Genomic DNA, 25,632 nt, shown 5'->3' on the forward strand with positions numbered 1-25,632 from the left:
GGGGCGGGATGCGGGGGTGAAGGCGAGGCGCGATGGCCGACGATCCGAGGCGCTCCGGCGAGGCCGACATGCCGGGCCTCGACCACCTCTACGACCTCGCCGCCTGCCTGCGATTCTACTCGCGCCTGCCCGTGCCGCGCCTGCCCGGCGAGCCCGACCCGCACCTGCCGCCCGATTTCCGGACCGTGCCGCGGATGCTGCCACTGGCCGGCCTCGTCCTGGCCCTACCGGCCGCCCTGGTCCTCCTGGCGGGCCGCGGCCTCGGCCTGGGGCCCTTCCTCGCCGCGACGCTCGCGGTCGCCACTCTCGTGCTCGTGACGGGCGCGCTCCACGAAGACGGGCTGGCCGACGTCGCGGACGGGTTCGGCGGCGGGGCGGACCCGGCCCGGCGCCTCGAGATCATGCGCGACAGCCGCATCGGCGCCTACGGGGGCGCGGCCCTCGTCCTCGCCCTCGCCCTCCGGATCGGGGCGCTGGCGACGCTCCTCGACCGGACTGGCGCCGCAGCGGCCGTCGCGCTGATCCTCGCGGCCAGCCTCTCGCGCACCGCGGCGCTCACCCCCATGGTGCTGCTTCCGCCGGCCCGGCCGGGCGGGGCCTCCGCCTCGGTCGGCCGCCCGAGCAAGTCGGCGACGGGGCTGGCCGGGTTGCTCGCCCTCGTCCTGGTTCTGCTGTCGCTCCCTTTCGGCCTGCCCTTCGGCGGCCTCGTGCTGATGCCGGTCCTGGCCGTCGCGGCGAGCCTCGCGGTGACCGCGCTCGCGCGCGCCCGGATCGGCGGCCAGACCGGCGACGTGATCGGCGCCTGCCAGCAGACCGCCGAGATCGGCGCGCTCCTCGGCCTGATCGTGGCCGTCCCGATGTAGCGCGGGGCTTGATCGCCCGGCGCGCCCGCGGGCATGGATTCAAGCCATGAACCAGCCGAGCCGCCCCACGCCCTCCTCGCCCTGCATCAGGGTCTGCATCCTCGACGAGAGCACCGGCCTCTGCGAGGGCTGCGGGCGCACCCGCGACGAGATCGCCCGGTGGGGTTCGCTCAGCGAGGCGCAGCGCCGCGCCATCATGGCCGGCCTCGAAGCGCGGCTGCGGGATGCTTATCTCAAGCCCGCGGAGGTACGCGCATCCCCATGATCTATCTCGGGCTCATCGCTCTCGGTCTCGTCCTCGTCGTCCTCGTCGCCACGGATGGCGGCCCGATCGCCGGCGTGATCGAGCCCGACCAGCTCGCCGGCCTGACCTGGGGCGTGGCCATCCTGGGCCTCGTGATGGCCGGCTTCTGGCACCAGTTCCGGGACCGGATGGGCACCAACCTGCGCTATCTGCTGATCTGGGGCCTCCTCGGCCTCGCCTGCATCGTCGGCTACTCCTACCGCGACACCGCGCAGGAGGTGGGGGCCCGGGTGATGGGCGAGCTCAACCCCGGCAGCGCCACGGTCGGCCCGGGCGGCACCGTCACCATCACCCGCCGGGCGGACGGGCCCTTCGCGGTCAAGGCCGAGGTCAACGGCAGCACCCAGAGCTTCCTGTTCGACACCGGCGCGAGCGCGGTGGTGCTGACGGCCGAGAACGCGGCCGCGCTGGGCATCCGCCCGGGCGAGGACGCCTTCACGACGCGGGTCGCGACGGCGAACGGCGTCACCTTCGCGGCGCCCATTCTCCTCGACAGCCTGCGCATCGGGCCGATCATCGAGCGGCGCGTCGCCGCCATGGTGAGCCGGCCCGGCGTCCTGTCCGGCAACCTGCTCGGCCAGAGCTTCCTGAACCGCCTGCCCTCCTACGAGGTCCGCGGCGACCGGCTGATCCTGAAGGGCAAGTGAGCGGGCCGCCGCGCGACGGGATCAGGCCGCCTCGGGGATCTCGCGCGAGACGAGGGCGACCGCCTCCCGCAATGTGGCGAGCCCGGCCTCCGGGCGCATCCCCTGCGTGGCGAGATGGCGGCGGAAGGCGCGGGCGCCGGGGCGCCCGTTGAACAGCCCGAGCATGTGCCGGGTCAGGCTGTGCAGGCGCGTGCCCGCCGCGAGAGCCTGCGCGACGTAGGGCTCGAACGCCTCGACGGCCGCGAAGGCGTCGGCGACCGGCGCCGGCTCACCGAACAGCTCGGGATCGACCGCCAGCAGCTCCGCCGGATCGCTGTAGGCGGCCCGCCCCATCATCACGCCGTCGAGATCCTGCAGGTGGGCCCGCGCCGCCGCGACCGTGGCGATGCCCCCGTTGACGGCGACCGGCAGGTCCGGCCGCGCCCGCTTCAGGCGCACCACCCGGCCGTAGTCGAGGGGCGGTATGTCTCGGTTCTCCTTCGGCGACAGGCCCTGCAGCCAGGCCTTGCGCGCGTGAACGATCAGGGCGTCGACGCCCGCCGCAACGACCGCCTCGGCGAGGGCGTCGAGAGCGGACTCCGGGTCCTGATCATCGACCCCGATACGGCACTTGACCGTCACGGAAACCGACACGGCGGCCTTGATGGTCGCGATACACGCCCCGACGAGTTCGGGCTCGCGCATCAGGCAGGCGCCGAAGCGCCCGTCCTGCACACGGTCCGAGGGGCAGCCGACGTTGAGGTTGATCTCGTCGTAGCCGAAATCCTCCGCGATCCGGGCGGCCTGGGCCAGCTCGGCCGGGTTCGAGCCGCCGAGCTGCACCGCCACCGGGTGCTCCGCCGCCGAGAAGCCGAGGAGGCGCTCGCGCGGCCCGTGCAGCACGGCGCCGGTCGTGACCATCTCGGTGTAGAGCCGCGCGCGCCGCGACAGGACGCGATGGAACGCCCGGCAGTGCCGGTCGGTCCAGTCCATCATCGGAGCGACGGAGAAGCGCCACTCTCTGAAATCGCTGGATTTTTCAGCCTCTACCGTCACTTGCTGCTCGATCCTTGCTGTACCGTTTCCGCCGCTTTCGTAGCCGGGAGGTACAGCAACGCTGTACCTCCCGGCTCCATGCCGTACCTGCTGGAGGCAGGCATGGGCACGATTCAGGAACGCAAGCGGAAGGACGGGTCGACCGGTTACCATGCACAGGTGGTGGTGAAAAAGGCGGGCGCCACTCACCGCGAGACTCGAACCTTCGATCGCCGCCCGGCCGCCCGCGCCTGGTTTGAGACGCGATAGCAGGAGCTCGCGCTACCGGGCGCTCTTGCCGCCGCTAAGATCGACGATCCCACGTTGGGAGTTTTCGACCGTGATGTCCGCGATGCACGCCGAGCGCTCGGACGCACGAAGGCGCAGGTGCTGAAAGCGATCAAGGGCTACGGCATCGCGGGGAAGCCCTGCTCTGCGATCACCAGCGCCGAAGTGGTAGCCTTCGTCTCCGAACTCTCGGCTGGCCGGGAGCCTCAAACCGTCAGCAACGACCCTGCTCACCTCGGCTCAGTGTTCGCCATCGCCTGGCCGGCCTGGGGCTACCCGCTCGCCTCCGTCGCCATGGACGACGCGCGGGAGGCAGCCTCAAGGAGCCGCGATCAGATCCTTGATGCGCGAGGCGAGCGCCTCCATCACGAAGGGCTTGGTGAGGACGGCCATGCCGGGTTCCAGGTGCCCGTTGCCGACCGCCGCGTTCTCCGCGTAGCCGGTGATGAACAGGACCTTGAGGCCGACCCGGGCTATCCGCCCCGCGTCGGCCATCTGCCGGCCGTTCATGCCACCCGGCAACCCGACATCGGTGACCAGCAGGTCGACGCGCACGTCCGACTGCAGCACCTTCAGGCCGGCGACGCTGTCGGCCGCCTCGATGGCGGTGTAGCCCAGGTCCTCCAGAACCTCGGTGACAAGCATGCGCACCGTCGGCTCGTCGTCGACGATCAGCACCGTCTGGCCCTGCTCGGCCCGGGGGGCGCCGGCGAGGTCGGGCAATGCCTCGTCGCCCTCGGCCTCACCGTAGTGGCGGGGTAGGTAGATGCACATCGTGGTGCCCTGGCCAACCTCCGAGTAGATGCGCACTTGGCCGCCGGACTGCCGGGCGAAGCCGTAGATCATCGAGAGGCCGAGCCCGGTGCCCTGGCCGAGGGGCTTGGTCGTGAAGAACGGATCGAACGCCTTGGCGATGACGTCGGGCGTCATGCCGGTCCCGGTGTCGGTGACGCACAGCGACAGGTACTGACCCGGCGGCAGGTCCCGCTCCCGGGCGGCACGTTCGTCGAGCCACTTGTTCGCGGTCTCGATGGTGATCCTCCCGCCGTCCGGCATCGCGTCGCGGGCGTTGATGCACAGGTTGAGCAACGCGTTCTCAAGCTGCGGCGGGTCGACCAGCGCGAGCCAGAGCCCGGCCGCCCCGACCACCTCGATGTGCACGGAGGGACCCACGGTGCGCCGGATCAGGTCCTCCATGCCATGGACGAGGGCGTTCACGTTCGTCGGCTTCGGATCCAGCGTCTGTCGGCGCGAGAAGGCGAGCAACCGGTGCGTCAAGGCGGCCGCCCGCCTCGACGCGCCCTGGGCGGCGTTGATGTAGCGGTCGAGGTCGGTCATCCGGCCCTGGCTCATGCGGGTCTGCAGGAGCTCCAGGCTGCCCGCGATGCCGGTGAGCAGGTTGTTGAAGTCGTGCGCGATGCCGCCGGTGAGCTGCCCGACCGCCTCCATCTTCTGCGACTGCCGGAGCGCCTCCTCGGTCCTCGCAAGCGCCTCAGCGGCCTCCTTCTCGACCTGCACGTCGCGCCCGACCGCGTGGATGAAGCTCTCGTCCGGCACCGCCGTCCAGGATAGCCAGCGGTAGCTGCCATCCCTGTGCCGGTAGCGGTTCTCGAAGCGCGGGATGACGGAGCCGGCCGACAGGTCGCCGGCCGTCGCTGCGGTGCTGGCCGCGTCGTCAGGGTGCACCAAGTCCATGAACGAGCGCCCGATCAACTCGGCCTCGCTCCAGCCGAACAGGGTGGTCCAGGCCGGGTTGACGGCCACGATGGCGCCGTCGAACCGCGCCACGAGCATCACGTCGGTCGACAGCCGCCACATCCGGTCGCGGTCGCGCGTGCGCTCCTCAACCTGCTGCTCCAGGCTGCCAGCAAGGCGTGCCAGTTCCGCGACCGCCCGCTTCTGGTCGTCGATGTCGGTGTTGGTGCCGACCCAGCGCGCGACCCGGCCGGCAGCGTCGCGCACTGGCTCGCCCCGGACCAAGAACCAGCGGTAGACCCCGTCGGCGCGGCGCACCCGGTACTCGGTCTCGTACACGACCTCGGTCGCGCGGGCGTGGGCCCAGGCGGCCGCGGCGGGTGGGACGTCCTCCGCGTGGACGATTCCGGCCCAGGCCTCCGGGCCGAGCATGCTGCCCCTGGGCTCGCCGCAATAGGCGTAGAACTGGTCGTTGAACCAGTAGAGGGAGCCGTCCGGGCGCGCGGCCCAGACCTGGTTGGGGATGGCCTGGGCGAAGACCCGGAACTGCTCCTCGCTCTCGCGTCGGCTCGCCTCGGCGCGGAACCGCTCGATGGCGGCCCGGGTGCGCTCGGCGATGTCGTGGATGAAGGCGAGCTTGTCGGTGCGCCAGTCGCGCACTTGCCGGTCGTGCAGGAAGAACACCGCCACGATCCGGCCCTGCTCCATAACCGGCACGTTGATCAGGGCGCGGACGCCAATGGCGAGGAGGGGGGCCGGGTTGCCTGCCGTCCGCGGGTCCGTCGTCACGTCCGGGATGACGATCTCGCGCCCCTCCTCCAGGCTGGCCTGGACCTCGCCGTAGTCGGCAAAGCGATGGCGGCCCGCGATGCTGGCGACGCCGGGTGCGGTCCAATCCCGCTCGATCTCGATATGCTCCAGCCTCGCGTCGACGGTGCCGTAGCCGGCGCGATCCAAGCCAAGGGTGCGCGCCATGATCTCCGCTCCAACGGCGGCCATCTCCGCTGTGTCGCGGCAGGCCTGGAGGCGGTCGCCGAACGCGATCAGCGCGTCCCGGAAGGATTCCTGCCGCCGACGCTCCGTAAGGTCGCGCGTGACGGTGCCGAAGCCGGAGACCGCACCGTGCGCGTCGCGGACCGGGAAGATGGTGTGGTGGACGGGGACCGCGGCGCCGGTGGAAAAATTGCGGAACGCGAGGTCGCCCTCCCAGAAGCCGCTTTCGCGCGCCGCCGGAAGGGCCTCACCCAGCACCGCCGACCTGTCGCCGGGCTCGAAATAGTCCACCAGGTCGTAGCTGCGGGCCTCCTCCAAGCTTGCCAGACCCACGAGCCTGCGGCCGGCCTCGTTGAGGAACTCGGCCCTCCCATCGACGCCCGCGATGCCGATGAAATCGCTCGACTGCTCGACCAGCGCGGCCAGGCGGCGCGCCTGCGCCTCGGCGGCCCTGGCCTCGGTGATGTCGCGAACCGTGCCGACGAAACGGACGGGCCTCCCGTCCCGGAAGACGGTGTTGCCCTTGGCGCCGAGCACGCGCTCGACGCCGTCGCGCCGGCCGACGACGCGGTAATCGATGTCGAAGCCTTCGGGCGAACCGATGGCCGCCTGGACGGTTCGGTCGGCCCGCGCGCGGTCATCCGGGTGAACGCCGGGCAGGAAGGCGCCCTCGTACGAGACCGGATCGTCCTCCGAGAGCCCGAACAGGGCGCGGGTGCGCGCGTCCCAGGTCAGCTCACCGGTCACGAGGTCATAGTCGTAGATGCCGGTGCCGGCCCCCTCCAGCGCCAGCCTGAGGCGGTCCTCGGCTGCCTGCAGGTCGGCTTGCGCCTGCTGCCGCTCGGCGATGTCGGTGACCATGACGAAGAAGCCGTCGACGGTCCCCGACCGGGTCCGCCGTGGGATGTAGCGGATCTCCGCCTCCCGGGTGGTGCCGCCCCGGTACGGCATGAACGCGTCGAAGGCGACCTCCTCGCCGGCCAGGGCCCGCGCCATGTAGGGGAGCCGGGCCGCGTAGATCTCCTCGCCGACGACTTCCCGCACCTTCCGGTCGAGGATCTCGCTCGCGGGCCGGTCAAACCACGTCTCGTAGTGCCGGTTCGCGAAGCGGTAGACGTGATCCGGGTCGATGAAGGAGATCAGCACCGGCAGCGCGTCGGTGACGACCTGCAACTCGTCCCTCACACGGCGGTTCTCGCCCTCCCGCGCCGTGGCCTCGGTTCGGTCGCGCAAGATCTTGAGGAAGCCGAGGTCGGCGCCCTCGGGGGAGAGCAAGGGCATCATCTCGCCGCTGGCCCAGAAGCGGGAGCCGTCCTTGCGCAGGTGCCAGCGTTCGTCGGCGGAGCGCCCGGTTTCGACTGCGCACCTCATCTCCGTCGCGGGCCGGTCCGCCGCCCGCTCCTCGGGGGTGAAGAAGGTCGCGGCGGACTGCCCGAGCATCTCCTCGGCCGACCAGCCCATGATGCGCTCGGCGCCCGGGTTCCAGGCGGTGACCCGTCCCTCGTGATCGGTCGTGATGATGGCGAAGTCGACGGCGCTGTCGAAAATCGCCCGGTAGGGAGCCGCCTGAGGCGAGGAGCGGTCGCCTCGCAGGCGCGCCAGCTCCTCCTCCAGCTCGCGCTCGCGCCGCCGGAGTCGCTCGACCTCCGCCTCGCTCACGGACGTGCCTTTCCGACGCGGGAGCGAGTGACCGGGCGAGCCCGCTTCCGGAAGGAGGCGGACCCTGACGTGCGGCCAGCGGGGATGGCGAACGTGGACGTGGACAAGACGAGGAACCGGCCGGATCGGCAGAGGGGAAGCCACCGCGTAGGTGAGACGAGCGGCGCTCGGCAGTAGCGGGGGCGTACGTCGCGTTCACCTGTCATGCAATCGCGCCAGGAGAATGGCTGCGCGTCGCAACCGTCAGGGCGTTGCAGCGTGACAGGGGTGGGGCCGAACGTGAGAACGCGGGATGCCAGCGTCATTCAGCCTTGCATGATCGCGCCGGACCGGATCGGCCGGATCTTCGAGCCGTTTTCCACCACCAGGGAAGCCTGTCGAAACGAGCATCATAATGCAAAAATGTTGGGTCTCGTCCCTATAGCGCCGCTACCCATGCGTTGTTCGCATGACTGGCATCTGGCATCTGGTATGCCAGAGAGGGTCGTTCAATGGCATAAGCGCTCCACCGCAAATAACCGCACGGGACGCCCACCATGATCTCTCTGCTCCTCACCGCCGCCGTCGCCGCTGGTGCCGCCAACGTCGCGCTGGTCGCATTCCTGGCCGACCGCCTGAGCCCGAAGGCTGGCACTGTTGCTGCTGGTGAGTTCGTCGCCGTCGCCGGGACCGCCTCTGCTTCCGGCAAGGTCAGCCGCGTCAAGGCGGGCAACGAGAACGTTCCGGCCGTGGCTGGCAAGCTCGCCGCCTAGGCAAACTCCTGCTCAGCACTGACGCTGCAAGCTGATGAGCCCCGCCAGGTCCTGGCGGGGCTGTTTCGTGCCTGCCGGATGCCGGGGAGCTGCGCGGAACGGGTGATCCGCAGCGTCGTTGACCTGATGCACGGCCTTCTTCCATTCCCCCGAGCGGCCGTGTTTTTGGTCCCCATAGATGACCTTCAGCCCCGGCCCCGCCGGGGTTTTTCTTTGTGCGAGGCGAGCGGAAATCTCGCGCGAGCCTGCGAAGAGAGCTTACGTATCTACTCCAGACATTGGGGTGGATTGGTCCGCGCTCGGAGGAGGGATCGGAGACGGCGCCCCTCGCCGGCTGGATGTCATGGAGGCCTCGCCTGTCCGGTACCTCGAGATCGCGGGAAGGTGGCCAGGGCCTGCAGGATGAGTTGCCGGTGCCGCTGGCCCTCCTCGAGCGTGCGCTGCATCGTCGCCAGCAGGGCCTCGGCGAGCGTGGTGTCATAGCTCTTCGCCTGCAGGTCCTCGATGAGGATCATCTGATCGAGCATACGCCGCCTCCAAACGGCCAGATGCCGATCGGCTTGGGCGAGATGATCAAGCTCCTGCGTCAACCAAGCGAGATCGTCTTGCTCGCGGTCCAGATCGGGTATCGGGTCGGGCATCGCGCACCTGCCCTTCAGATCGTCACGCCGACAGGTGCTCTGGTCCGTTCGCGTCGAGGTAGTGCCCCTCGCGCTCAAGGTGCAGGTAGTTCACGTTGAACAGCGACACCTGCTGAAGCGCCTCCAGGTCCGGAATGGTCAGGCGCTTGCCCTTCAGGACGATCAGCTCCCTGCTCCGCAACTCCTGCAGCACGCGATATCACGTGCACGTTCGACAAACCCGTCGCGTCGCCGAGCTCCACCTGGGTGACCGGCAGCAGGCAGCTGTCGCCCTCCGTCAACCCGACCGTGCGCAGCCGGATGAACAGCTCGCACAGGAGGTGCCCGATCCGCTCCAGCGCGGTGCGCTGGCCGAGGTTGACCGTCCACTCCCGCTGGATCGCCGTCGTCACCAGCATCTCCCACCACAGCGCCTTGGTGATCCGCGGGTACCGATCCGTGAGATTGAGCAGGACATCGCGTGAGATCTCGGCCAGCCGCACGGGCGTGATGGTGCCGATCGAGTGGTCCATCTCGCGCAGGACGAAGACGTGCGGGTCGCACAGGTCTCCCGGCACGAAGAACGAGATGATCTGCCGGCGCCCATCCTCCAGCTGCTTGTAGCGGCAGGCCCAGCCCTCCAGGATCAGGTTGACGTGCTCCGGGCTGTCGCCCTCGCTGATGATGTCCTGGTGGGCTCCGAAGACGCGCACGTTCCGGCGAGCAGCTTCCTCCAGCGCCTGCTTGTCCTCTGGCGACAGCCGAACGAAGTGCTCCAGCTTGCGGATGAGGTGCTGAGCCAAGCCTGCCTCCCTGGCGTGCAGCCTCAGCGTAGGCGGCTTAGCCCAGCAGAGATTTCACCTGTGTGAATGATCGCAATCGTAGCGGCATAGGAAATTCGGGCGGGTGAATCCAGGATGTCGATCCAACCCTAGCCGATCGCATTGTCGGCCGAGCCCAGCCGAGGCTGCTACATGCCGCGCGACGACTTCCAGCTGCGCACTCCCGACGGCCTGCAGCGGGATCCGGAAGCTGCCTCCTTCGACAACTTGGAGGACGCCTACCTCGACGTGTGTCAGGGCATCACGATGATCGCGGCCGGCCTGGCGCATGCCGGGGCGAGCCGGGCCCGCCTGATGCGCTCCGCCTTCGAGACCTCGGACGCGGAGGGGCACTTCCTGAGGGAAGTGGCGTTCACGGAGGTCCTCGCCCCGGATCGCGAGCCACGCCGGTCATCGCGCGTGCTGGATCGGAAGGCACGGGCGGAGGTCGAGCGGACCCGCCGCCTGATCGTCGCGGTGGGCCGGGAGCGGGACGCACTCTGCGCGAACCTGTCCGAGACCCATGCCCTCCTGGCTCGCCTTCGCGCGCTGGACATCGGCGGTCACGGTCACCGACAGCCATCGCGAGCGGATCTATCGCTGCAATCGGAGGCCCGCGAACGAGAGCGTGGCCGAGTAGACGGGATGGCCGCTCTCGTCCCTGACCATTACCGTGAAGATGCGCTGGTCGCCATTCTTGGGGATCTCCTCGCGGGCGATGTCCGGCAGGAGGGACCGGGCCTTTGCACGGGCCTCGTCTGGGCCGGAAAGCTCGGTGCCAGTGTCATCGAACTCCGGACCGCCGTCGTGAACGTCGAAAAAGTACCGCGGCATGTCGCTCTCCGCAGAATACAGGCGGGAGCACACTGGTCTCACAGTCGCCGACGCCCGGGCTCAAAGTCAGCGATCGTCGACTTCTGCACCGAGCAAGCGGTTGGTTGCCACAACCTGGGTGAAGCCACGCGGACGATCACGGCCCCGTTCCAATAGGGCTCGCTCATGTGGACCGGCCCACGCGTCGACATAACTCGTTCCCCACACGTCGTCCGGTATTCTGGAGCAGCAGACGCGCCGACGTTCCGGACCCTATTGAACGTCGCTCGCGAGGGATTGACACGGACGATCCCAGCCGAACCGAGACGTCCACTGAGCCCAGCACTCGCCCGTACGCCGCCGTTCCGCCTTCGGTCAAAACCCGCCCGGCAACGATGCACCCCTTCCGGCCATTCGATCAGTCCCAGCGACCTCCGGGAGGCGGTCATTGGCAATGCTCGCCATCGCGACAGTCGTGATTGGAAATCGCATCGGAAACTGCTGACGTGACGGCCGGTCGGTTCGCATGGCCCAGTCGCGAAGGCCGAACCGCATGCACTTCTGGCATGCCACGATTGCCAAGGGATCGCTGGTCCCGGGGCAGCGCCGCGGCCACATGCAATGCAGTTCACCACTGACTGGAGCTGCGCCGGTGACCTCCCTTCTTCTCTATTACGCCTTCTGCGCCGGCGTTGCCGCCGCGATCTACTACGGCTTTTCTGCGGCAGTCGCACTGAAGTTCGGCCCGGCCGTGCGCTTGGCCGATGCTCTTCGGCCAATCCCCGCTGCGGCACCCGTTCGATCCTCGTCGGCGGGTAACGAGAACATCGTTCGGACCGCCCGCCACGCCGCGTGACGGACAGGCCGGTCGCGAAACACGTTTCGAGATCCGGAGCTTCTCCGGATCTCGCCTCGCGCAGCTCATCGGGCATCCCGCCGGAGAGGGAGGCGGAGACCTCTGCGGCGGTGAGACGACGGCGTCACGCCTTCCTGGCAGCCGCGAATGCCTCACGTGCCCGCAGGATCTCGGCATGGTGCGCCTCCGCCCAGATCCAGACGCCGCAGAACGCGGCGCTCAGGCTCTCACCGAGCGGCGTGAGCGTGTAGTCGACGTGAGGAGGGATCACCGGATGCACCGTCCGGTGCACCAGACCGTCCTGCTCCATCTGCCGCACCGTCTGCGTCAGCATCTTCTGGCTGATGCGCCCGACCGCCTTGCCGAGCTGGGTGAAGCGAAGCGTGCCCTGCTCCTGCAGAGCCTCGAGGATCAGCATGGTCCACTTGTCGGCGACCTTGCCGATGATGTCCTGGACCAGGGCTTCGATGGCCGGATCGGTCTCGGCCGGGACCGGGTATCGGCGACGCGTCTCGATCTCCGAGTCCGCTAAAGCCTTGCGCATCCGACACTCTCCTTTCGGTGCGTATAAATCTTTTCGGTGCCTACTTCAGGCTGGAAAGCTCGGTTCCTACCCTCTGCAGCGACAACAACGAAGGTCGCTCAGATGAAAACATCGGGTAACACCATCCTGGTCACCGGCGGCGGTTCCGGTATCGGACAGGCTCTCGCTCACCGCTTCCATGATCTCGGCAATACCGTCATCGTCGCCGGCCGCCGCATGGAGGCGCTGCAGCAGACGATTGCCGGACGCCCGAACATGCATGCCCTGGCGTTCGATGCCGACCGCGGCGACGTCGTCGAAGACTTCGCCCGGCGCGTGACCTCGGAGCATCCCGCCCTCAACGTGCTGATCAACAATGCCGGGATCATGCGCTTCGAGGCCTTGGACCAGCAGCGCGACCTCTCGGATGCGGAGGCGACCGTCACCACCAACCTGCTCGGCCCCATCCGGCTGACCAACGCTCTCGTCGAGCACCTCGGCCGGCAGCCCGACGCGGCGCTGATCAACGTCACCTCGGGCTTGGCCTTCGTTCCGCTCGTCGCGACCCCGACCTACTCGGCGACCAAAGCGGCCATGCACAGCTACACGGTCGCGCTCCGGGAGGCGCTCAAGGGCATGGTCGAGGTGATCGAGCTGGTGCCGCCGGCGGTCCAGACTGACCTCACACCGGGCCAATCCACGCGGGAAGGCTACCTGCCGCTGGACGACTTCATCGACGAGGTGATGACGCTCTTCCAGCGGCAGCCGACGCCGCGTGAGATCCTGGTGCAGCGGGTTGCCTTCCAGCGCAACGCCGAGGCTGAGCACCGCTTCGACGAGGCCGTGACGATGCTCAACGAGATGGCGCGCACGGCCCGCGAGGCGCAGACGTAAGGTCGAGCAGAGGCACAGGTCCTGACCCCGGTGGCGATGCAGCGTGCGCCTTCGCCAACGAGCCTCCGCACCTGCGTGCCGCTCGTCTCCGTGACGGAGGTGGATTGGATGCGGCCGCTCGGGAACAACTGAACGCCGGGGCCGCAACCGCGGCTCTTGACGGGTGAGACCTGCGGCGCGGCGATGTTGCAACTCACTTGGAGCACAAGCGAAGCTGTGCGGACCGCTCAGCCTGGATAAGCAGCCTGTTGGATGCTCCCGACGCAAGGGAGCAAGCCTCCGCGACTGAGAGATTCATCCTGCTCAATTAAGCGGAATTTCCAAGCTCGCTCGAAGGTTCGGCAGGCCTGGGACAGCGACGCCATTCCCACGAACACTTCGCGCCACATCGCGAGCGATGCTCATGAGAGCGTTCACCGTGGGCGTAGACGGATTCCGGTCGAGCGCGACGAGCCCGATCGTGTGCTGGATATCCGGATCTACGATCGGGATCGCGCGGATATCATCTCGCGAGCCGAGGGCATCAACGAGTATCGCGGGCATCACGCTGGCCCAGCGCAGCGTATGCACATGCGTCAGCAACACGATCATCGAGTTCGACTCGAGAGCGGGAGTCGGCTCGACCCCGGCTTTGCGGATCTGCTCGTCGACGATGCGCCGGTTCTGCATGTTGGGCGTCAGGAGGCACAGGGGCGTGCGGGCGACATCGGTCCAGGTCACGACGTCGCGATCGTAGAAGGGGCCGCCGACTGCCGTGACGAGGCGGTAGTGCTCTCGGTACATCGGTATGGCCATCACATGGCCGAGGGGTTCGTTGTCGAGGTAGGTGACCCCGGCATCCGCCTCCAGGTTCTTCAGATGGGAGAAGATGTCCGAGGACGTCGTCGACTCGATGGTCAGACGCACATCGGGGTGACGCTCCCGGTACGGAGTGGTGAGGGCAGCCACCATCGGGAGCGCGGTCGGGATCACGGCGATCCGCAGATGCCCGGACAGACCACGGCGGAGCGTCCTCACATCCTGCTGCATGGCACGGCTGTCGGCGATGATGCGACGTGCCCAGGCAAGCACCCGCTCGCCTTCCGGCGTGAAGCCCTGGAAGCGCGAGTCGCGCTGCACGAGCTGCACGCCGAGACGGTTCTCCAGGTACTTGATCCCGGCAGAGAGCGCCTGCTGACTGACGGAGCAAGCCTCGGCGGCACGCCCGAAATGCTGCTCGCGCGAGAGAGCCAGCAGATAGTCCAGCTTGTCGATCACAGCCCAAAACCGAGTCCGCGTGGCCGCGAGCCTCGCGGCGGATCGGTGCTATTCTGCTGTTGCTCGCCCTTCAATATGAAGTGCGATGCCGGAAAGGCTTATCCGGCGTCGCTGGCGCCCGCTCCGAGAAGATGCGGGTCGTAGGTGGCCGGCCTGATCGGGCCCGGATCGTCGCTCGTGCTGGCGATCGCCGCGACCACCAGCGGGTCGAGCCGGGCGCCCGCCTGCGGCGCGTACTCCGCGAGCCGGTCCCGCATCCGCGGCGTCCAGAAGGCCACGAGATGCTTGTGGATGCCGGCGACCGCCTCCTCCTCCGGGTAGGACCGGAAGAAGGCGGCGATCTGGTTGGCCATGCGCACGAGCTTGTCGGTCTGAGAGGTCGCGCTCATCCCCTCACTCCGCCGCGTCCAGAACCTTGGCGATGCGCGTCAGCGAGAAATCCTCCTCGAAGAAGCGCGCCTGCCAGTCGGAAGGCCGGTTCGTGCGCCGCACCTGCACCGCCGTCACCTTATACTCGGGGCAGTTCGTCGCCCAGTCCGAGTAGTCCGTGGTGATGACGTTGGCGCCGGTCTTGGCGTGGTGGAAGGTGGTGTAGACGACGCCGGGCTGCATCCGCTCGCTCACCCGGGCCTTGAGGGCGATGTCGCCCGAGCGGCTCTCCAGCGCCACGAGGTCGCCCTCGACGATGCCGCGGCTCTCCGCGTCGAAGGGGTGGATCTCCAGCACGTCCTCCTCGTGCCAGCGCGAGTTCTCGGTGCGCCGGGTCTGCGCGCCGACATTGTACTGGGACAGGATGCGGCCGGTGGTCAGGATGAGCGGGAAGCGCGGCCCGGTGCGCTCCTCGGTCGCCACGAACTCGGTGATCATGAACTTGCCCTTGCCGCGCACGAAGCGGTCGACGTGCATCATCGGCGTACCCAGCGGGGCCTTCTCGTTGCAGGGCCACTGCACCGAGCCCAGCGCCTCGAGCTTCTCGTAGGAGACGCCGGTGAAGCTCGGGGTCAGGCCCGCGATCTCGTCCATGATCTCGGACGGGTGCGTGTAGGCCATCGGGTAGCCGAGCGCGTTCGAGAGCAGCACCGTGCCCTCCCAGTCGCCGTAGCCGCCCAGCGGCTCCATCACCTTGCGCACGCGCGAGATGCGCCGCTCGGCATTGGTGAAGGTGCCGTCCTTCTCCAGGAACGAGGCGCCCGGAAGGAAGACGTGGGCGTACTTCGCCGTCTCGTTCAGGAACAGGTCCTGCACGACGATGCACTCCATCGCCGTCAGGCCCGCCGTGACGTGGTGCGTATCCGGGTCCGACTGGGCGATGTCCTCGCCCTGGATGTACAGGCCCTTGAAGCCGCCATCGACGGCCTCGTCGAGCATGTTGGTGATGCGCAAGCCCGGCGCGGCGTCGAGCTTGGCGCCCCAGAGCGCCTCGAAGCTCTCGCGCGTGGCGTCGTCCGAGACGTGGCGGTAGCCGGTCAGCTCGTGCGGGAACGAGCCCATGTCGCAGGAGCCCTGCACGTTGTTCTGGCCGCGCAGCGGGTTCACGCCGGCCCCGACCTTGCCGATGTTGCCGGTGGCCATGGCGATGTTGGCCATGCCCATCACCATGGTCGAGCCCTGGCTGTGCTCGGTGACGCCGAGGCCGTAGTAGATCGCGGCGTTGCCGCCCGTGGCGTAGAGGCGGGCGGCGGCGCGGAGCTCGGCCGGGTCGACGCCGGTGACCTCGGCGAGCGCCTCCGGCGAGTGGCGCTCCTCCGCGATGAAGCGGGCCCAGGACTCGAAGTCGCCGAGCTCGCAGCGCTCGCGCACGTAGGCCTCGTCGACCAGCCCCTCGGTGATGATGACGTGGGCGAAGGCGTTGATGAAGGCGACGTTGGAGCCGGGCTTGAGCGGCAGGTGATGGTCGGCCCGGATGTGGGGCGACTTCACGAGGTCGATCCGGCGCGGATCCGCCACGATGAGCCTGGCGCCGGCCCGCAGCCGCTTCTTCATGCGCGAGCCGAAGACCGGGTGGCCGTCCGTCGGGTTCGCGCCGATCACGAGGATGACGTCGGACTCGTCGACCGACCTGAAGTCCTGCGTGCCGGCCGAGGTGCCGAGCGTCGACATCAGCCCGTAGCCGGTGGGCGAGTGGCAGACGCGGGCGCAGGTGTCGACGTTGTTGTTGCCGAAGGCCGCCCGCACGAGCTTCTGGACGAGGTAGGCCTCCTCGTTGGTGCAGCGGGACGAGGTGATGCCGCCGACCGAGTCCTTGCCGTAGGTCGACTGGATGCGCTTGAACTCGGAGGCCGCCCGGGCGATCGCCTCCTCCCAGCTCACCTCGCGCCACGGATCCGTGATCCGCTCGCGGATCATCGGCTTAGTGATGCGGTCCTTGTGGGTGGCGTAGCCGTAGGCGAAGCGGCCCTTCACGCAGGAATGGCCCTCGTTGGCCTTGCCGTCCTTGTAGGGGACCATGCGGACCACGCGGTCGCCCTGCATCTCGGCCTTGAAGGCGCAGCCGACGCCGCAATAGGCGCAGGTCGTCACCGCCGCGTGCTCCGGCTGGCCCATCTCGATGATCGACTTCTCCTGGAGCGTCGCGGTCGGGCAGGCCTGCACGCAGGCGCCGCAGGACACGCACTCCGAGTCCATGAAGTTCGTCGGCCCCGCCGCGACGCGGCTGTCGAAGCCGCGGCCGGAGATCGTCAGCGCGAACGTGCCCTGGGTCTCCTCGCAGGCCCGCACGCAGCGATTGCAGACGATGCACTTCGACGGATCGTAGGTGAAGTAGGGGTTGGACTCGTCCTTCGGCAGGTACTTCTCGGCGGTCGGCTTGACGTGGTTGTCGCCGTCGTAGCCGTAGCGGACCTCGCGCAGGCCGACCTGGCCCGCGGTGTCCTGCAGCTCGCAGTCGCCGTTCGCCGCGCAGGTGAGGCAGTCGAGCGGGTGGTCGGAGATGTAGAGTTCCATCACGCCCTTGCGCAGGCGCGCGATCTTGTCGCTCTGGGTGCGCACCACCATGCCCTGCTCGGCGGGCGTGGTGCAGGAGGCGGGCGTGCCGCGCCGGCCCTCGATCTCCACGAGGCACATCCGGCAGGAGCCGAACGGCTCGAGCGAGTCGGTCGCGCAGAGCTTCGGGATCTGCGTGCCCATGCTCATGGCGGCGGCCATGACGGAGGTGCCGGCCGGGACGGTCACGGCCACGCCGTCGATCGTCAGCGTCACGCTCTGGTCGGAGACGCGGATCGGCGTGCCGTAGTCGATTTCCTTGATGAGGCCCATGGAACGCTCCTCACTCCGCCGCGATCGGCAGGTCGCCGCCGCGCGTAAAATCATCCGGGAAATGCGTGATGGCGCTCATCACGGGCATCGGTGTCAGGCCGCCCATCGCGCAGAGCGAGCCGTCGGTCATGATCTCGCAGAGATCCTCGACGAGCTTCAGGTTCTCGGCCGGACGGATGCCGGCCATGACCTTGTCCATGGTCTCGACGCCGCGGGTCGCGCCGATCCGGCAGGGCGTGCACTTGCCGCAGGATTCCGTGGCGCAGAACTCGAAGGCGAAGCGGGCCTGCGCGGCCATGTCGACGGTGTCGTCGAACACCACGATGCCGCCGTGGCCGACGAGCCCGTTCTTGGCCGCCATCGCCTCGTAGTCGAGGGGCGTGTCGAGGAGGCTGTCCGGGAAGTAGGCGCCGAGCGGACCGCCGACCTGCACGGCGCGGACCGGACGGCCCGAGCGGGTGCCGCCGCCGAAATCCTCGATCACCTCGCGCAGCGTGATGCCGAAGGCGTACTCGATGAGGCCGCCGTGCTTGATGTTGCCGGCGAGCTGGATCGGCAGGGTGCCGAGCGATCGGCCCTGGCCGTAGGCGGCGTAGGCCGCAGCCCCGTGCTCCAGGATCCAGGGGACGGCCGTGAAGGTCATCACGTTGTTGACCAGCGTCGGGCGGCCGAGGAAGCCCTTGAGCGCCGGGATCGGGGGCTTCGCCCGCACGATGCCGCGCTTGCCCTCCAGGCTCTCCAGGAGCGAGGTCTCCTCGCCGCAGATGTAGGCGCCGGCCCCGAGGCGGACCTCCAGGTGGAAGCTGCGACCCGAGCCCAGCACGTCGTCGCCGAGGACGCCGGCCGCGACGCCATTGGCGATCGCCTCCTGCAGAGTGCGGAAGGCCTGCGGGTATTCCGAGCGGCAGTAGATGTAGCCCCGCGTGGCGCCGGTCGCGATGCCGGCGATCGTCATGCCCTCGATCAGGCAGAACGGATCGCCCTCCATCATGATCCGGTCGGCGAAGGTGCCGGAATCGCCCTCGTCGGCGTTGCAGACCACGTACTTGCGGTCGGCCTGGGCCAGCATCACCGTGTTCCACTTGATGCCGGCCGGGAAGCCGGCGCCGCCGCGGCCGCGCAGGCCGGACTCGCGGACCGCGCCGACGACGGCCTCGGGCCCGAGCCGCAGGGCCGCCTCGAGGCCCCGATAGCCCCCGTGCGCGCGATAATCGTCGACCGAGACCGGATCGATCACGCCGCAGCGATGGAAGGTGAGACGGTGCTGGCGGGCGAGATAGGGGATCTTCTCCGGGTCGCCGAGGCGCAGGGGGTGGTCCCCGCCCTCGGCGAGGCCCGCGTCGAGCAGCGCCTCGACGTCGCCCTGGGTCACGGGCCCGTAGGCGACGCGGCCCTGCGCCGTCGCTACCTCGATCATCGGCTCCAGCCAGAGCAGGCCGCGCGAGCCGGTGCGCACGATGGTGAGGTCGAGGCCCCGGCGCTCGGCGCCGGCGAAGAGGGCGCGGGCGATCCGGTCGGCGCCGAGGCCGAGGGCGACGGCGTCGCGCGGGACGGTGACGGTGACGCTCATGACCGGGCCTCCGCCAGGGCGGCGCTGAGAGAATCGGCGGTGAGCCGCGCGATCGGCTCCTCGTCCACGAGGGCGGCCGGGCCGTTGGCGCAGAGGCCGAGGCAGTAGACGGGCTCCACCGTGACGGCGCCGTCGGCGCTGGTCTCGTGCCAGCCGACGCCGAGGCGCGCGAGGATCTCGCCGTGGAGCCGCTCCGATCCTTGGGCCTGGCAGGCCTCGGCCCGGCAGAGCTTGACCGAGCGGCGGCCGGCCGGCGCGCTGCGGAAATCGTGGTAGAAGGTGATACAGCCGTGCACCTCGGCGCGCGACAGGTTCAGCGCGTCGGCGATCAGCGGCACGGCCTCGGCATCGACATAGCCGAAGGTCTCCTGCAGCGCGTGCAGGATCGGCAGCGTCGCACCCTCAAGATGACCATGCTCGGCGACGATCTCGGCGGCGCGGCCCGCGTTCCACGGCTCGTGACGTGGCATGAACTTTCCTGCTCAGATTGGTCTCGTTCTAAGACCGATAGGAACAGGAGTGCCGCCGCGATTCAATCAAGCTATCTGGTCGACCAACAAGCAGGCCTTGTTGATAGGCATCATTTCTGTAGGCGCGCTCTCAGGGTCTTGCCAGCGGGCTCTTAGAGGTCTTCCCCGTTTTCAGGATTAGGATTATCGTCGTCTTACATCCGCGAGATTCATGTGCTGGTGAGATCGGCGACAAGCTTCGCCTTTCGACCGAAGGGCCGCATGGCGAGATCGGCCCGTCAAACATGGCCCGCCGGTTCGCTGAACGGGATCGGTGCCTTAGCCATGGCGCTCCATTGCCAGCAGACCCTTATGTGTCCAACCCGGCATGGTGTTTCTCGACGGTACCAACATGCGCGCATCAGAAGGCGGCCGGGGCCGCGAGAAGGGGGATCTGCAGCCCAGCGAGACGATCGCGAGGCACTTGGCCGATCGCGTGGCGGCTCCGACGCGGAGCCCACGGTGCGGTCCGGACCTCTCGCGGCCGGTTGGCATGCGAGGCGGATGGTGAGAAGGGCAGCCCGCGCCCGGCGCGGCGTGAGGCCCCGTGTTGCGCTGCCGGCGCGGCGGACTAGAAACGGTTCGCCGCCGGAAACGAGAGAAGCATGCGCGAGGTCCGCTACTGGCACAGCCGGCTGTTCTGGCAGACTTACGGCCGGGACCGCTCGTGGAAGGGTTTTCCGCGGCAGGATGCGTCCGGCTGCTACCTGACGATGGGCTACCGGATCCTGCTCGACGACGGCCAGCCGGAGGACGGCGAGCCGAGCCGCGAACCCTCCGCGCCGATGAGGACGGCGCAGGTGAGGACCGCGCCGAGCGCGCCGGCGCCGGCGGAGCCGCGCGCGGAGAATCAGGCGGGAGCCGGCAGCATCCCGCGCCCGATCGATCCGGCGCGCGAGCGCTCCGACAGGCGCGCGCCCTACCGGCGGTTCGGGCATTCGGGCGGATTCGACGGCTACGAGGGCCGCATGGCCACCTCCGAGCCCGCCCGGCCGGCGAAGGCACCCCTCGGGGACCGGCGCCCGAAGGGTGGCCAACGCTGATCGACCGAAGTGGCCGTCGCGGGGGGTAGAGCCCGCCCGGCGTCAAACCCCGAACGGATAGGTCTCGGCGCCGCCCGGCGCCGGCCGGTCGGGACCGAGCGGCGTCACGGCTCCGGTCTCGTCGAACCACGCGAAGGCGTCGAATTGCTGCGGCAGCGAGGCTTCCATGTAGTGGCTCGCGAGCTCCGTCTCGGGCCGGTAGATCACGCCGATGAAGCGCTCCAGCCGCGGCTCGGAGAGACGCCGGCGCAGCGCTTCGTCGCGGCGGGGATCGAGCAGGAAGCGCGTCAGGCCAGCCTCTCGCCCGGCCTCGTGGCAGAGGCGCTCGTAGCTGTCGCGGTGCGAGGGCCGGACCGTCATGATCTCCATCGGCCCGTCCCAGTCGGTGGCGGCCGCAACCGTGCCGACATGGGTGCCGAACCCGACGAGGGCGGCCTCGTCCCCGAAATGCGCGCGGCAGAGCTGGCCGATGTTCAGCTCGGCGCGGAGGCTGCCCATCTCGGTCGCGCGCGCGTCGCCGATATGCGAGTTGTGCGCCCAGACCACCGCCCGCGCCTGCGGTCCGCCCGCCTCGACGAGCTGGCGCAGCGTCTCGAACATGTGCGTGTCGCGCAGGTTCCAGGATTTCGCACCGCCGTCGTACATGGCGCGGTAGTAGCGTTCGGCCGCCGCGATCAGGCGCGCGTTCTGGGCCGCGTCGACGAGGCCGTCGTTCGAACTCCCGTCCGCGAGGCGGCGCTCCAGCAGGGCCCGGCACTGCGCGATCACGGCCTTCTCGCAGCCTCGATAGCCCGAGCGGGCGACCGCCCGCCCGTAGCCCGCGGGCTCCGTCCGCCACGGCGTCAGGCAGCCGTAGCGCTCGCGCGCGACCGCCGCCGCCTCGGGATCGACCTCACCGAGATAGGCGAGCACGGCCGTGATCGAGGCGCTCATGTTGTAGAGGTCGAGCCCGTAGAAGCCGGCCCGGCGGTCCGGCTCCGGGATCGCCGCGTTGTGCTGGCGCATCCACGCGACGAGGGCGGCGACCTCCGCGTTGCGCCACATCCAGGTGGGGAAGCGCTGGAACGGCGGCTCCGCGCCGGGCCGGTCCGGGCGACGGCGAATGTGGCGGTCCACGGCCGCGGCGTCCGGCCAGTCCGCCTCGACGGCCACGATCGTGAAGCCGTGGCGCTCGATCAGCCGCCGCGTGATCGCCGCGCGCGCCCGGTAGAATTCGCTCGTGCCGTGGCTCGCCTCGCCGAGGAGCACGACCCGGCGCCCGGCGAAGCGGTCGAACAGCTCGGCGAAGGTGGGGTCGTCGAGGGTGGGCAGAGGCTCGGCCGCCGCGGCGATCATCGCGGTCAGGGATCGGTGCCGGGCGGAATCGATCATGGCCGGCACCGCGGGCGCTGCCCCGCATCCAGGCAGGGATTTTCGCCCAGAGCTGGCCGGACCGGTTCGGCGGCCGACGTCGCTGCGAAGTTCTTCGAGGCGCCGGCGCCCATGATCCTCTCCGGGCGGCAGGATGCCTCCGGTCAACCGCACCGGAAATCCCGTCGTTCCCGCGTGGCAGCGGCCTCCGGCGGCGAAGACGTGCAGGAGGATACTGGGCGGTTGCGCGTGGAGACCTCGGCTTAACCCAGGTGAAGACTACCCTACCCCGCTCGTGAGCCGCGATAACCGGTTCGCACCGGTCCGGCGCGCCGCCGGAACCTTTCGGCGCAGGACCCATTCGCATCAGACACTATCGAAAGGTGTATTTTCTGGCGCGGGGAGTGACGACGTTGGACGAAGCGAAGGCCGAGGCCGAGGCGCTGCCCCTGGAGGAACGTCCGCTCCAGGTGCTTCTGATCGCCGGCTCCGCCCGCCGGATCGACGGCTGCCCCGGCCTCGACGGCAAGGCCCGCGCCCTCCTGCACCGGATGCTCGGCCGCCTGCCGGCCGGCTGGCAGATCGACCACGTCGACATCGGCAACGAGCACGGCAAGCCGAAGATCCAGGGCTGCAACGGCTGCGTCGGCACCTCGATGGCGCTCTGCGTCTGGCCCTGCAACTGCTACGGGCCGAACAGCGAGACCCAGCCCGACCTGATGTGGAACGAGAAGCTGTATCAGCGCCTCGCCCGGGCCGATGCCTGGGCGATCATCGGCCCCGTCTGGTGGTACGGCCCGACCACGAACCTGAAGGCGATGTTCGACCGCCTCGTCTGCATGAGCGGCGGCAATCCGCGCCCCGACCTCATCGACAAGAAGAGCACCCTGAAGGCGCAGGCCCTGGAGCGCTCCCCGCTCTGGCGCGATCTGACGCGGAACCACCTCGAAGGGCGCACCGCGGCCTTCTTCTGCTACGGCAACGAGGGCGGGAACGAACTCGACGCGGACGGGCGCCCGCGCATCCTCCGCCACAAGGCCTGGTTCGATCCCGAGGCCGAGCCCTACGGCGGCGACGAGCGCAGCGCCTATCAGGGCCTCGTCTGGCAGTGCCGCTACAGCGGGATCGAGGTGCCGGACGAGCTCTGGCGCCATGCCCGCATCGGCATCGGCCGCGCCTACGCGGACGATCAGGCCGACGACATGGTGGAGGAGCGCGAGGCGATGGCCTGCTTCGACGCATGGGTCGATGCGTTCGGCCGCTACGTGACGGCGAAGGGCATCGTGCCCGGCACGACGGAGGCCGAGCGCGGGGCCAAGTCCACCACCGACTAGAGGAAGGCCCGCCCCGCACGGGCCGGCCTCGGCCTCGAACGACGAGAGGAGACCCGCATGAGCGTGGACGACAAGGACAAGCCCGAACGGTCCGGATCGCAGGCAGACCCGTCCGACATCGCCGCCCCGCGCCTGACCCCGCAGGGGCGCACGGATCCCGACGCGGCGGGCGAGGATTCGACCGCCCCGGAGGGCGGCGCGAAGACCGGACAGCCCGACAAGGCCGAGGGCTGAGCCCGGGACGACCGCCCGGCGGCGGCGCCTCGGCCGAGGATCCATCGCGCACCCGTCCGGTTGCCCTCGCAGGATCCGAGACTTCCGGTGAGGCCAGCATGGGATGGACCGAGGCATCGCTCAATCGACGCGGATTCGCCGGGCTGTTCGGCTCCGCCTCGGCCCTCCTGGCCTGCGCCTGCGGTCGCGCACGGGCTCAGCAGCCGGCCGAGCCCGGAGGCGGGATTCCCGGAGCCGAACCATCGACCAAGAGCAAGGCGCTCGGCCTCGGCGCCGAGGTGCTGCAGAAGAAGCGCCCGATCGACGCCGTCAGCATGTACCTGAACGGGTTCCATTTCTACGCCGACGACATGGGCCGTCAGATCGAGGCGCACCATTACTGCACCCACGTCACCGAGGACTTCTTCCAGTGCGTGATCTACGACGGCAACGGCGATGGCGCCCGGTTGATCGGGATCGAGTACATCGTCTCCGAGCGCCTGTTCCGGACCCTGCCCGAGGACGAGAAGCCGCTCTGGCACAGCCATCGCCACGAGACAACCTCCGGCGAACTGATCATGCCGGGCATTCCGGGCGGCGTGGAGCACGCGGCCATCGCCGATCTCGTCACCACCTACGGCAAGACCTGGCACACGTGGCAGACCGACCGCCACGCGAGCCTGCCGCTCGGCATCCCGCAACTGATGATGGGCTTCACGCAGGACGGCCAGATCAAGCCCGAGCTGCTGCAGGACCGCGACCGTCGCTTCGGCGTGAGCAAGACCGAGATCGGCCGGTCGCGCGCGGACCTGCTCGCCAGCGCACCGCCCGTCGCGGCCGGGGCCGACGGCTGGACCGGAGGGCAGTCGCCGCAGCTCGTCCTGCAGACAGTGCCGCTCCGCAACCGGCGCGAGTAGGCCCGGGCTCGCACCCGCGCGGACCGGCGGCCCCCGCGATCCGGCCCGCGGGACGCTGGGCCAAGTATTCCGGACGCGGAGCCATTCCCGGCTCCGGGCCGATCCTGTTCTCCTGATGGGTGCCGGCGACTGTCCGAGGCCTGCGGGTGACCTGATGAAGCGTGCGAAGCGGATGCCGGCCTGGTTGGCGCGAAGGGGCTTCACGGCCCGCACGAAGGCGCGGATCGCGGCGGCGCTCGAACGCTCCCGGCCCGACCAGGATGGCCCGGATCCGGAGAAGCCCGCCGGCAACACCGTTCCGTACGAGGAGGTGCAGCGCCTGCGCGCCGCGCGGAACGCGCCGGCCGGATCGAGCGCTCCGGCGGGCGCCGTCGTGCGGGCCGGCGGCGCGCTGCGCCGAATCGGCTGAGGGACGCTCCGCTCAGTCCAGCCCTCGGGTCCGTCGCAACGCGCGCACGTCCCGGGGGGCGAGGCCGAAGCGGCGGCGGAACGCGCGGCTGAAGCCCGCGGGATCCAGGTAGCCGCACGCCCGCACGATGTCCGTGATCGTCTCGCCGTCGCGGCCGGGTGCGGACAGGCGGCGGTGCGCGCGGTCGAGGCGGGCGTCGCGGATCGCGGCGGCGATGCCGCCCGTCGGCGCGAAGGCCGCGTAGAGGCGGGTCCGGGAGACCTGCAGGGCCGCGCAGATCTCGGCGGGGCCGAGGGCCGGATCGTGCAGCCGCCGCTCGATATGGGCGTCCGCGAGGGAGCGCAGGGCCCGCGCCGAGGTGTCGCCCTCGCCCCGCTCGCCCGCGCCGTGGACGATGCCGCGCAGGAGGTGGAGGGCTCCCTCGTAGGCGTGGGCAGCCTCCGCCTCCGACATCCGCTCGACCGTCGCGGCGAACGTCGTCAGGTAGCTCGCGAACAGGTCGCCGAGCGCGCCGGCCCGGAGGGCGCGGCCGGCAACCTCCTCGACGTTTCCGACATGCTGACGGAAGACCGCCCGCGGGATGTGGAGCCGCAGTTCCTCATAGCTCTCGTGCGCGCCGAGCACGAAGGGCCGGGCGAGCGAGACGAGGCCGATCTCGCCGGGGGCGAGGAGAGCACCCCGGTTCCCCTGTTCCAGATGGCCGCTGCCGCCGAGGAGCAGGCTGAGGCATACGTCGTCGTGGCTGTCCCGGCGGATCTGCTGCGGCAGCCGCTCGATCACGAGCGGGCTGCTGCGGGTGCGGATCAGCGTGCCCTCGGAGAGCACGGCGACGAGGCGGCGGGCCGCGAAAGCCCCCTCCCCTTCGACGAGGCTGGCATCGACGCGCGCGAGGGCCGTGCTGCGCCAGTAATCGAAGGCGCGCTTCGGCTCGATCTGCTGTGTCGATTGTACGCTGGTGAGGATCACCCGCGCTTCATAGCGCGGAACGCGGCCGGATCCGAGGTTTTTGCGGGCACAGGGCCCAGAACGAATG

Annotated in this window: 23 protein-coding genes and 3 pseudogenes; 13 read left to right on the plus strand and 13 right to left on the minus strand. The window is 69.6% G+C overall.

What is annotated here, in order from left to right; all coding sequences use genetic code 11:
• Positions 1–32 precede the first annotated feature (32 nt).
• Genes cobS through MOX02_RS02645 form a run of 3 tightly spaced genes read left to right on the plus strand, consistent with a single transcriptional unit; the run spans position 33 to position 1,814 of the window.
• Positions 33–863: an adenosylcobinamide-GDP ribazoletransferase gene (gene cobS, locus MOX02_RS02635; protein ID WP_147024164.1), complete on the plus strand. Its 831-nt coding sequence runs from the start codon at positions 33–35 to the stop codon at positions 861–863.
• A 46-nt stretch (positions 864–909) separates the two neighbouring features.
• On the plus strand, positions 910–1,128 hold the full coding sequence (locus MOX02_RS02640) for a DUF1289 domain-containing protein (RefSeq protein ID WP_147024165.1): 219 nt from the start codon (positions 910–912) through the stop codon (positions 1,126–1,128).
• Positions 1,125–1,814 (plus strand): retropepsin-like aspartic protease family protein, encoded by a 690-nt coding sequence (locus tag MOX02_RS02645; protein WP_147024166.1) that lies wholly within the window; start codon positions 1,125–1,127, stop codon positions 1,812–1,814. Before MOX02_RS02640 ends, MOX02_RS02645 begins: the two co-directional genes overlap by 4 nt.
• A gap of 21 nt (positions 1,815–1,835) precedes the next feature.
• Here MOX02_RS02645 and dusA read toward each other — a convergent pair whose 3' ends face one another.
• Positions 1,836–2,849, minus strand: a complete 1,014-nt coding sequence (dusA, locus tag MOX02_RS02650) for a tRNA dihydrouridine(20/20a) synthase DusA (RefSeq protein WP_147024167.1) — start codon at positions 2,847–2,849, stop codon at positions 1,836–1,838.
• Between the two features lie 102 nt (positions 2,850–2,951).
• Between dusA and MOX02_RS31735 the strand changes: the two genes are divergently transcribed.
• Entirely contained in the window at positions 2,952–3,098 is a 147-nt protein-coding gene (locus MOX02_RS31735; protein WP_174804867.1) for a hypothetical protein, read from the plus strand.
• Positions 3,099–3,434: 336 nt separating this feature from the next.
• Here MOX02_RS31735 and MOX02_RS32895 read toward each other — a convergent pair whose 3' ends face one another.
• Together MOX02_RS32895 and MOX02_RS32900 are read right to left on the minus strand one after the other, a co-directional pair.
• Complete coding sequence (locus MOX02_RS32895) at positions 3,435–5,858, minus strand: PAS domain-containing protein (RefSeq protein WP_373866709.1); 2,424 nt, start codon at positions 5,856–5,858, stop codon at positions 3,435–3,437.
• Positions 5,859–5,885: 27 nt separating this feature from the next.
• Positions 5,886–7,607 (minus strand): annotated as a pseudogene (locus MOX02_RS32900) (PAS domain-containing protein); the annotation flags it as partial.
• 392 nt (positions 7,608–7,999) lie between these two features.
• On the opposite strand from MOX02_RS32900, the gene MOX02_RS02665 reads away from it, so the two are divergent.
• A complete protein-coding gene (locus MOX02_RS02665; RefSeq protein ID WP_147024168.1) occupies positions 8,000–8,215 on the plus strand; it encodes a hypothetical protein in 216 nt (71 codons plus the stop codon).
• Positions 8,216–8,556: 341 nt separating this feature from the next.
• Here MOX02_RS02665 and MOX02_RS02670 read toward each other — a convergent pair whose 3' ends face one another.
• Together MOX02_RS02670 and MOX02_RS02675 are read right to left on the minus strand one after the other, a co-directional pair.
• The gene (locus MOX02_RS02670; protein ID WP_147024169.1) at positions 8,557–8,856 is read right to left on the minus strand and encodes a hypothetical protein; all 300 of its coding nucleotides are present in this window, start codon (positions 8,854–8,856) and stop codon (positions 8,557–8,559) included.
• 22 nt (positions 8,857–8,878) lie between these two features.
• Positions 8,879–9,638 (minus strand): annotated as a pseudogene (locus tag MOX02_RS02675) (Crp/Fnr family transcriptional regulator).
• 171 nt (positions 9,639–9,809) lie between these two features.
• On the opposite strand from MOX02_RS02675, the gene MOX02_RS33125 reads away from it, so the two are divergent.
• Both MOX02_RS33125 and MOX02_RS02685 read left to right on the plus strand, forming a co-directional pair.
• Complete coding sequence (locus MOX02_RS33125) at positions 9,810–10,646, plus strand: hypothetical protein (RefSeq protein ID WP_170267625.1); 837 nt, start codon at positions 9,810–9,812, stop codon at positions 10,644–10,646.
• Positions 10,647–11,121: 475 nt separating this feature from the next.
• Positions 11,122–11,325 (plus strand): hypothetical protein, encoded by a 204-nt coding sequence (locus MOX02_RS02685; RefSeq protein WP_147024171.1) that lies wholly within the window; start codon positions 11,122–11,124, stop codon positions 11,323–11,325.
• A 124-nt stretch (positions 11,326–11,449) separates the two neighbouring features.
• Here MOX02_RS02685 and MOX02_RS02690 read toward each other — a convergent pair whose 3' ends face one another.
• Entirely contained in the window at positions 11,450–11,869 is a 420-nt protein-coding gene (locus MOX02_RS02690) for a winged helix-turn-helix transcriptional regulator (RefSeq protein WP_147024172.1), read from the minus strand.
• A 102-nt stretch (positions 11,870–11,971) separates the two neighbouring features.
• On the opposite strand from MOX02_RS02690, the gene MOX02_RS02695 reads away from it, so the two are divergent.
• A complete protein-coding gene (locus MOX02_RS02695) occupies positions 11,972–12,742 on the plus strand; it encodes an SDR family oxidoreductase (RefSeq protein WP_147024173.1) in 771 nt (256 codons plus the stop codon).
• 303 nt (positions 12,743–13,045) lie between these two features.
• Here MOX02_RS02695 and MOX02_RS02700 read toward each other — a convergent pair whose 3' ends face one another.
• From MOX02_RS02700 to MOX02_RS02720, 5 genes are all read right to left on the minus strand, one after another.
• Positions 13,046–13,999, minus strand: coding sequence for a LysR family transcriptional regulator (locus tag MOX02_RS02700; RefSeq protein ID WP_147024174.1), 954 nt, complete (start codon positions 13,997–13,999; stop codon positions 13,046–13,048).
• Positions 14,000–14,097: 98 nt separating this feature from the next.
• Entirely contained in the window at positions 14,098–14,388 is a 291-nt protein-coding gene (locus tag MOX02_RS02705; RefSeq protein ID WP_147024175.1) for a formate dehydrogenase subunit delta, read from the minus strand.
• A gap of 4 nt (positions 14,389–14,392) precedes the next feature.
• Positions 14,393–17,254, minus strand: a complete 2,862-nt coding sequence (fdhF, locus tag MOX02_RS02710) for a formate dehydrogenase subunit alpha (protein WP_147024176.1) — start codon at positions 17,252–17,254, stop codon at positions 14,393–14,395.
• A 10-nt stretch (positions 17,255–17,264) separates the two neighbouring features.
• A complete protein-coding gene (locus MOX02_RS02715) occupies positions 17,265–18,824 on the minus strand; it encodes a formate dehydrogenase beta subunit (RefSeq protein ID WP_147024177.1) in 1,560 nt (519 codons plus the stop codon).
• Entirely contained in the window at positions 18,821–19,294 is a 474-nt protein-coding gene (locus MOX02_RS02720; protein WP_147024178.1) for a formate dehydrogenase subunit gamma, read from the minus strand. The genes MOX02_RS02715 and MOX02_RS02720 overlap by 4 nt, the downstream gene beginning before the upstream one ends.
• 644 nt (positions 19,295–19,938) lie before the next feature.
• Between MOX02_RS02720 and MOX02_RS02730 the strand changes: the two genes are divergently transcribed.
• Positions 19,939–20,376: a hypothetical protein gene (locus MOX02_RS02730; protein ID WP_147024180.1), complete on the plus strand. Its 438-nt coding sequence runs from the start codon at positions 19,939–19,941 to the stop codon at positions 20,374–20,376.
• 42 nt (positions 20,377–20,418) lie between these two features.
• On the opposite strand, the pseudogene MOX02_RS02735 reads toward MOX02_RS02730, so the two are convergent.
• Positions 20,419–21,888, minus strand: a pseudogene (locus MOX02_RS02735) (erythromycin esterase family protein); the annotation flags it as partial.
• 251 nt (positions 21,889–22,139) lie between these two features.
• Between MOX02_RS02735 and MOX02_RS02740 the strand changes: the two are divergent.
• From MOX02_RS02740 to MOX02_RS02750, 4 genes are all read left to right on the plus strand, one after another.
• Positions 22,140–23,060 carry an NAD(P)H-dependent oxidoreductase gene (locus MOX02_RS02740; protein WP_147024182.1) on the plus strand — a complete coding sequence of 307 codons (921 nt, stop codon included), beginning with the start codon at positions 22,140–22,142 and terminating at the stop codon, positions 23,058–23,060.
• Between the two features lie 57 nt (positions 23,061–23,117).
• Positions 23,118–23,294, plus strand: a complete 177-nt coding sequence (locus MOX02_RS30945; RefSeq protein WP_170267612.1) for a hypothetical protein — start codon at positions 23,118–23,120, stop codon at positions 23,292–23,294.
• Positions 23,295–23,392: 98 nt separating this feature from the next.
• The gene (locus MOX02_RS02745; RefSeq protein ID WP_147024183.1) at positions 23,393–24,190 is read left to right on the plus strand and encodes an OBAP family protein; all 798 of its coding nucleotides are present in this window, start codon (positions 23,393–23,395) and stop codon (positions 24,188–24,190) included.
• 154 nt (positions 24,191–24,344) lie between these two features.
• Positions 24,345–24,599 carry a hypothetical protein gene (locus tag MOX02_RS02750; RefSeq protein ID WP_147024184.1) on the plus strand — a complete coding sequence of 85 codons (255 nt, stop codon included), beginning with the start codon at positions 24,345–24,347 and terminating at the stop codon, positions 24,597–24,599.
• A 12-nt stretch (positions 24,600–24,611) separates the two neighbouring features.
• Here the strand turns inward: MOX02_RS02750 and MOX02_RS02755 are convergent.
• A partial coding sequence (locus MOX02_RS02755) for a helix-turn-helix domain-containing protein (RefSeq protein WP_308631661.1) occupies positions 24,612–25,632 on the minus strand: 1,021 nt, incomplete at its 5' end.

It is taken from the genome of Methylobacterium oxalidis (genome assembly GCF_007992195.1).
In the GTDB taxonomy this organism is placed as follows: Bacteria; Pseudomonadota; Alphaproteobacteria; order Rhizobiales; family Beijerinckiaceae; genus Methylobacterium; species Methylobacterium oxalidis.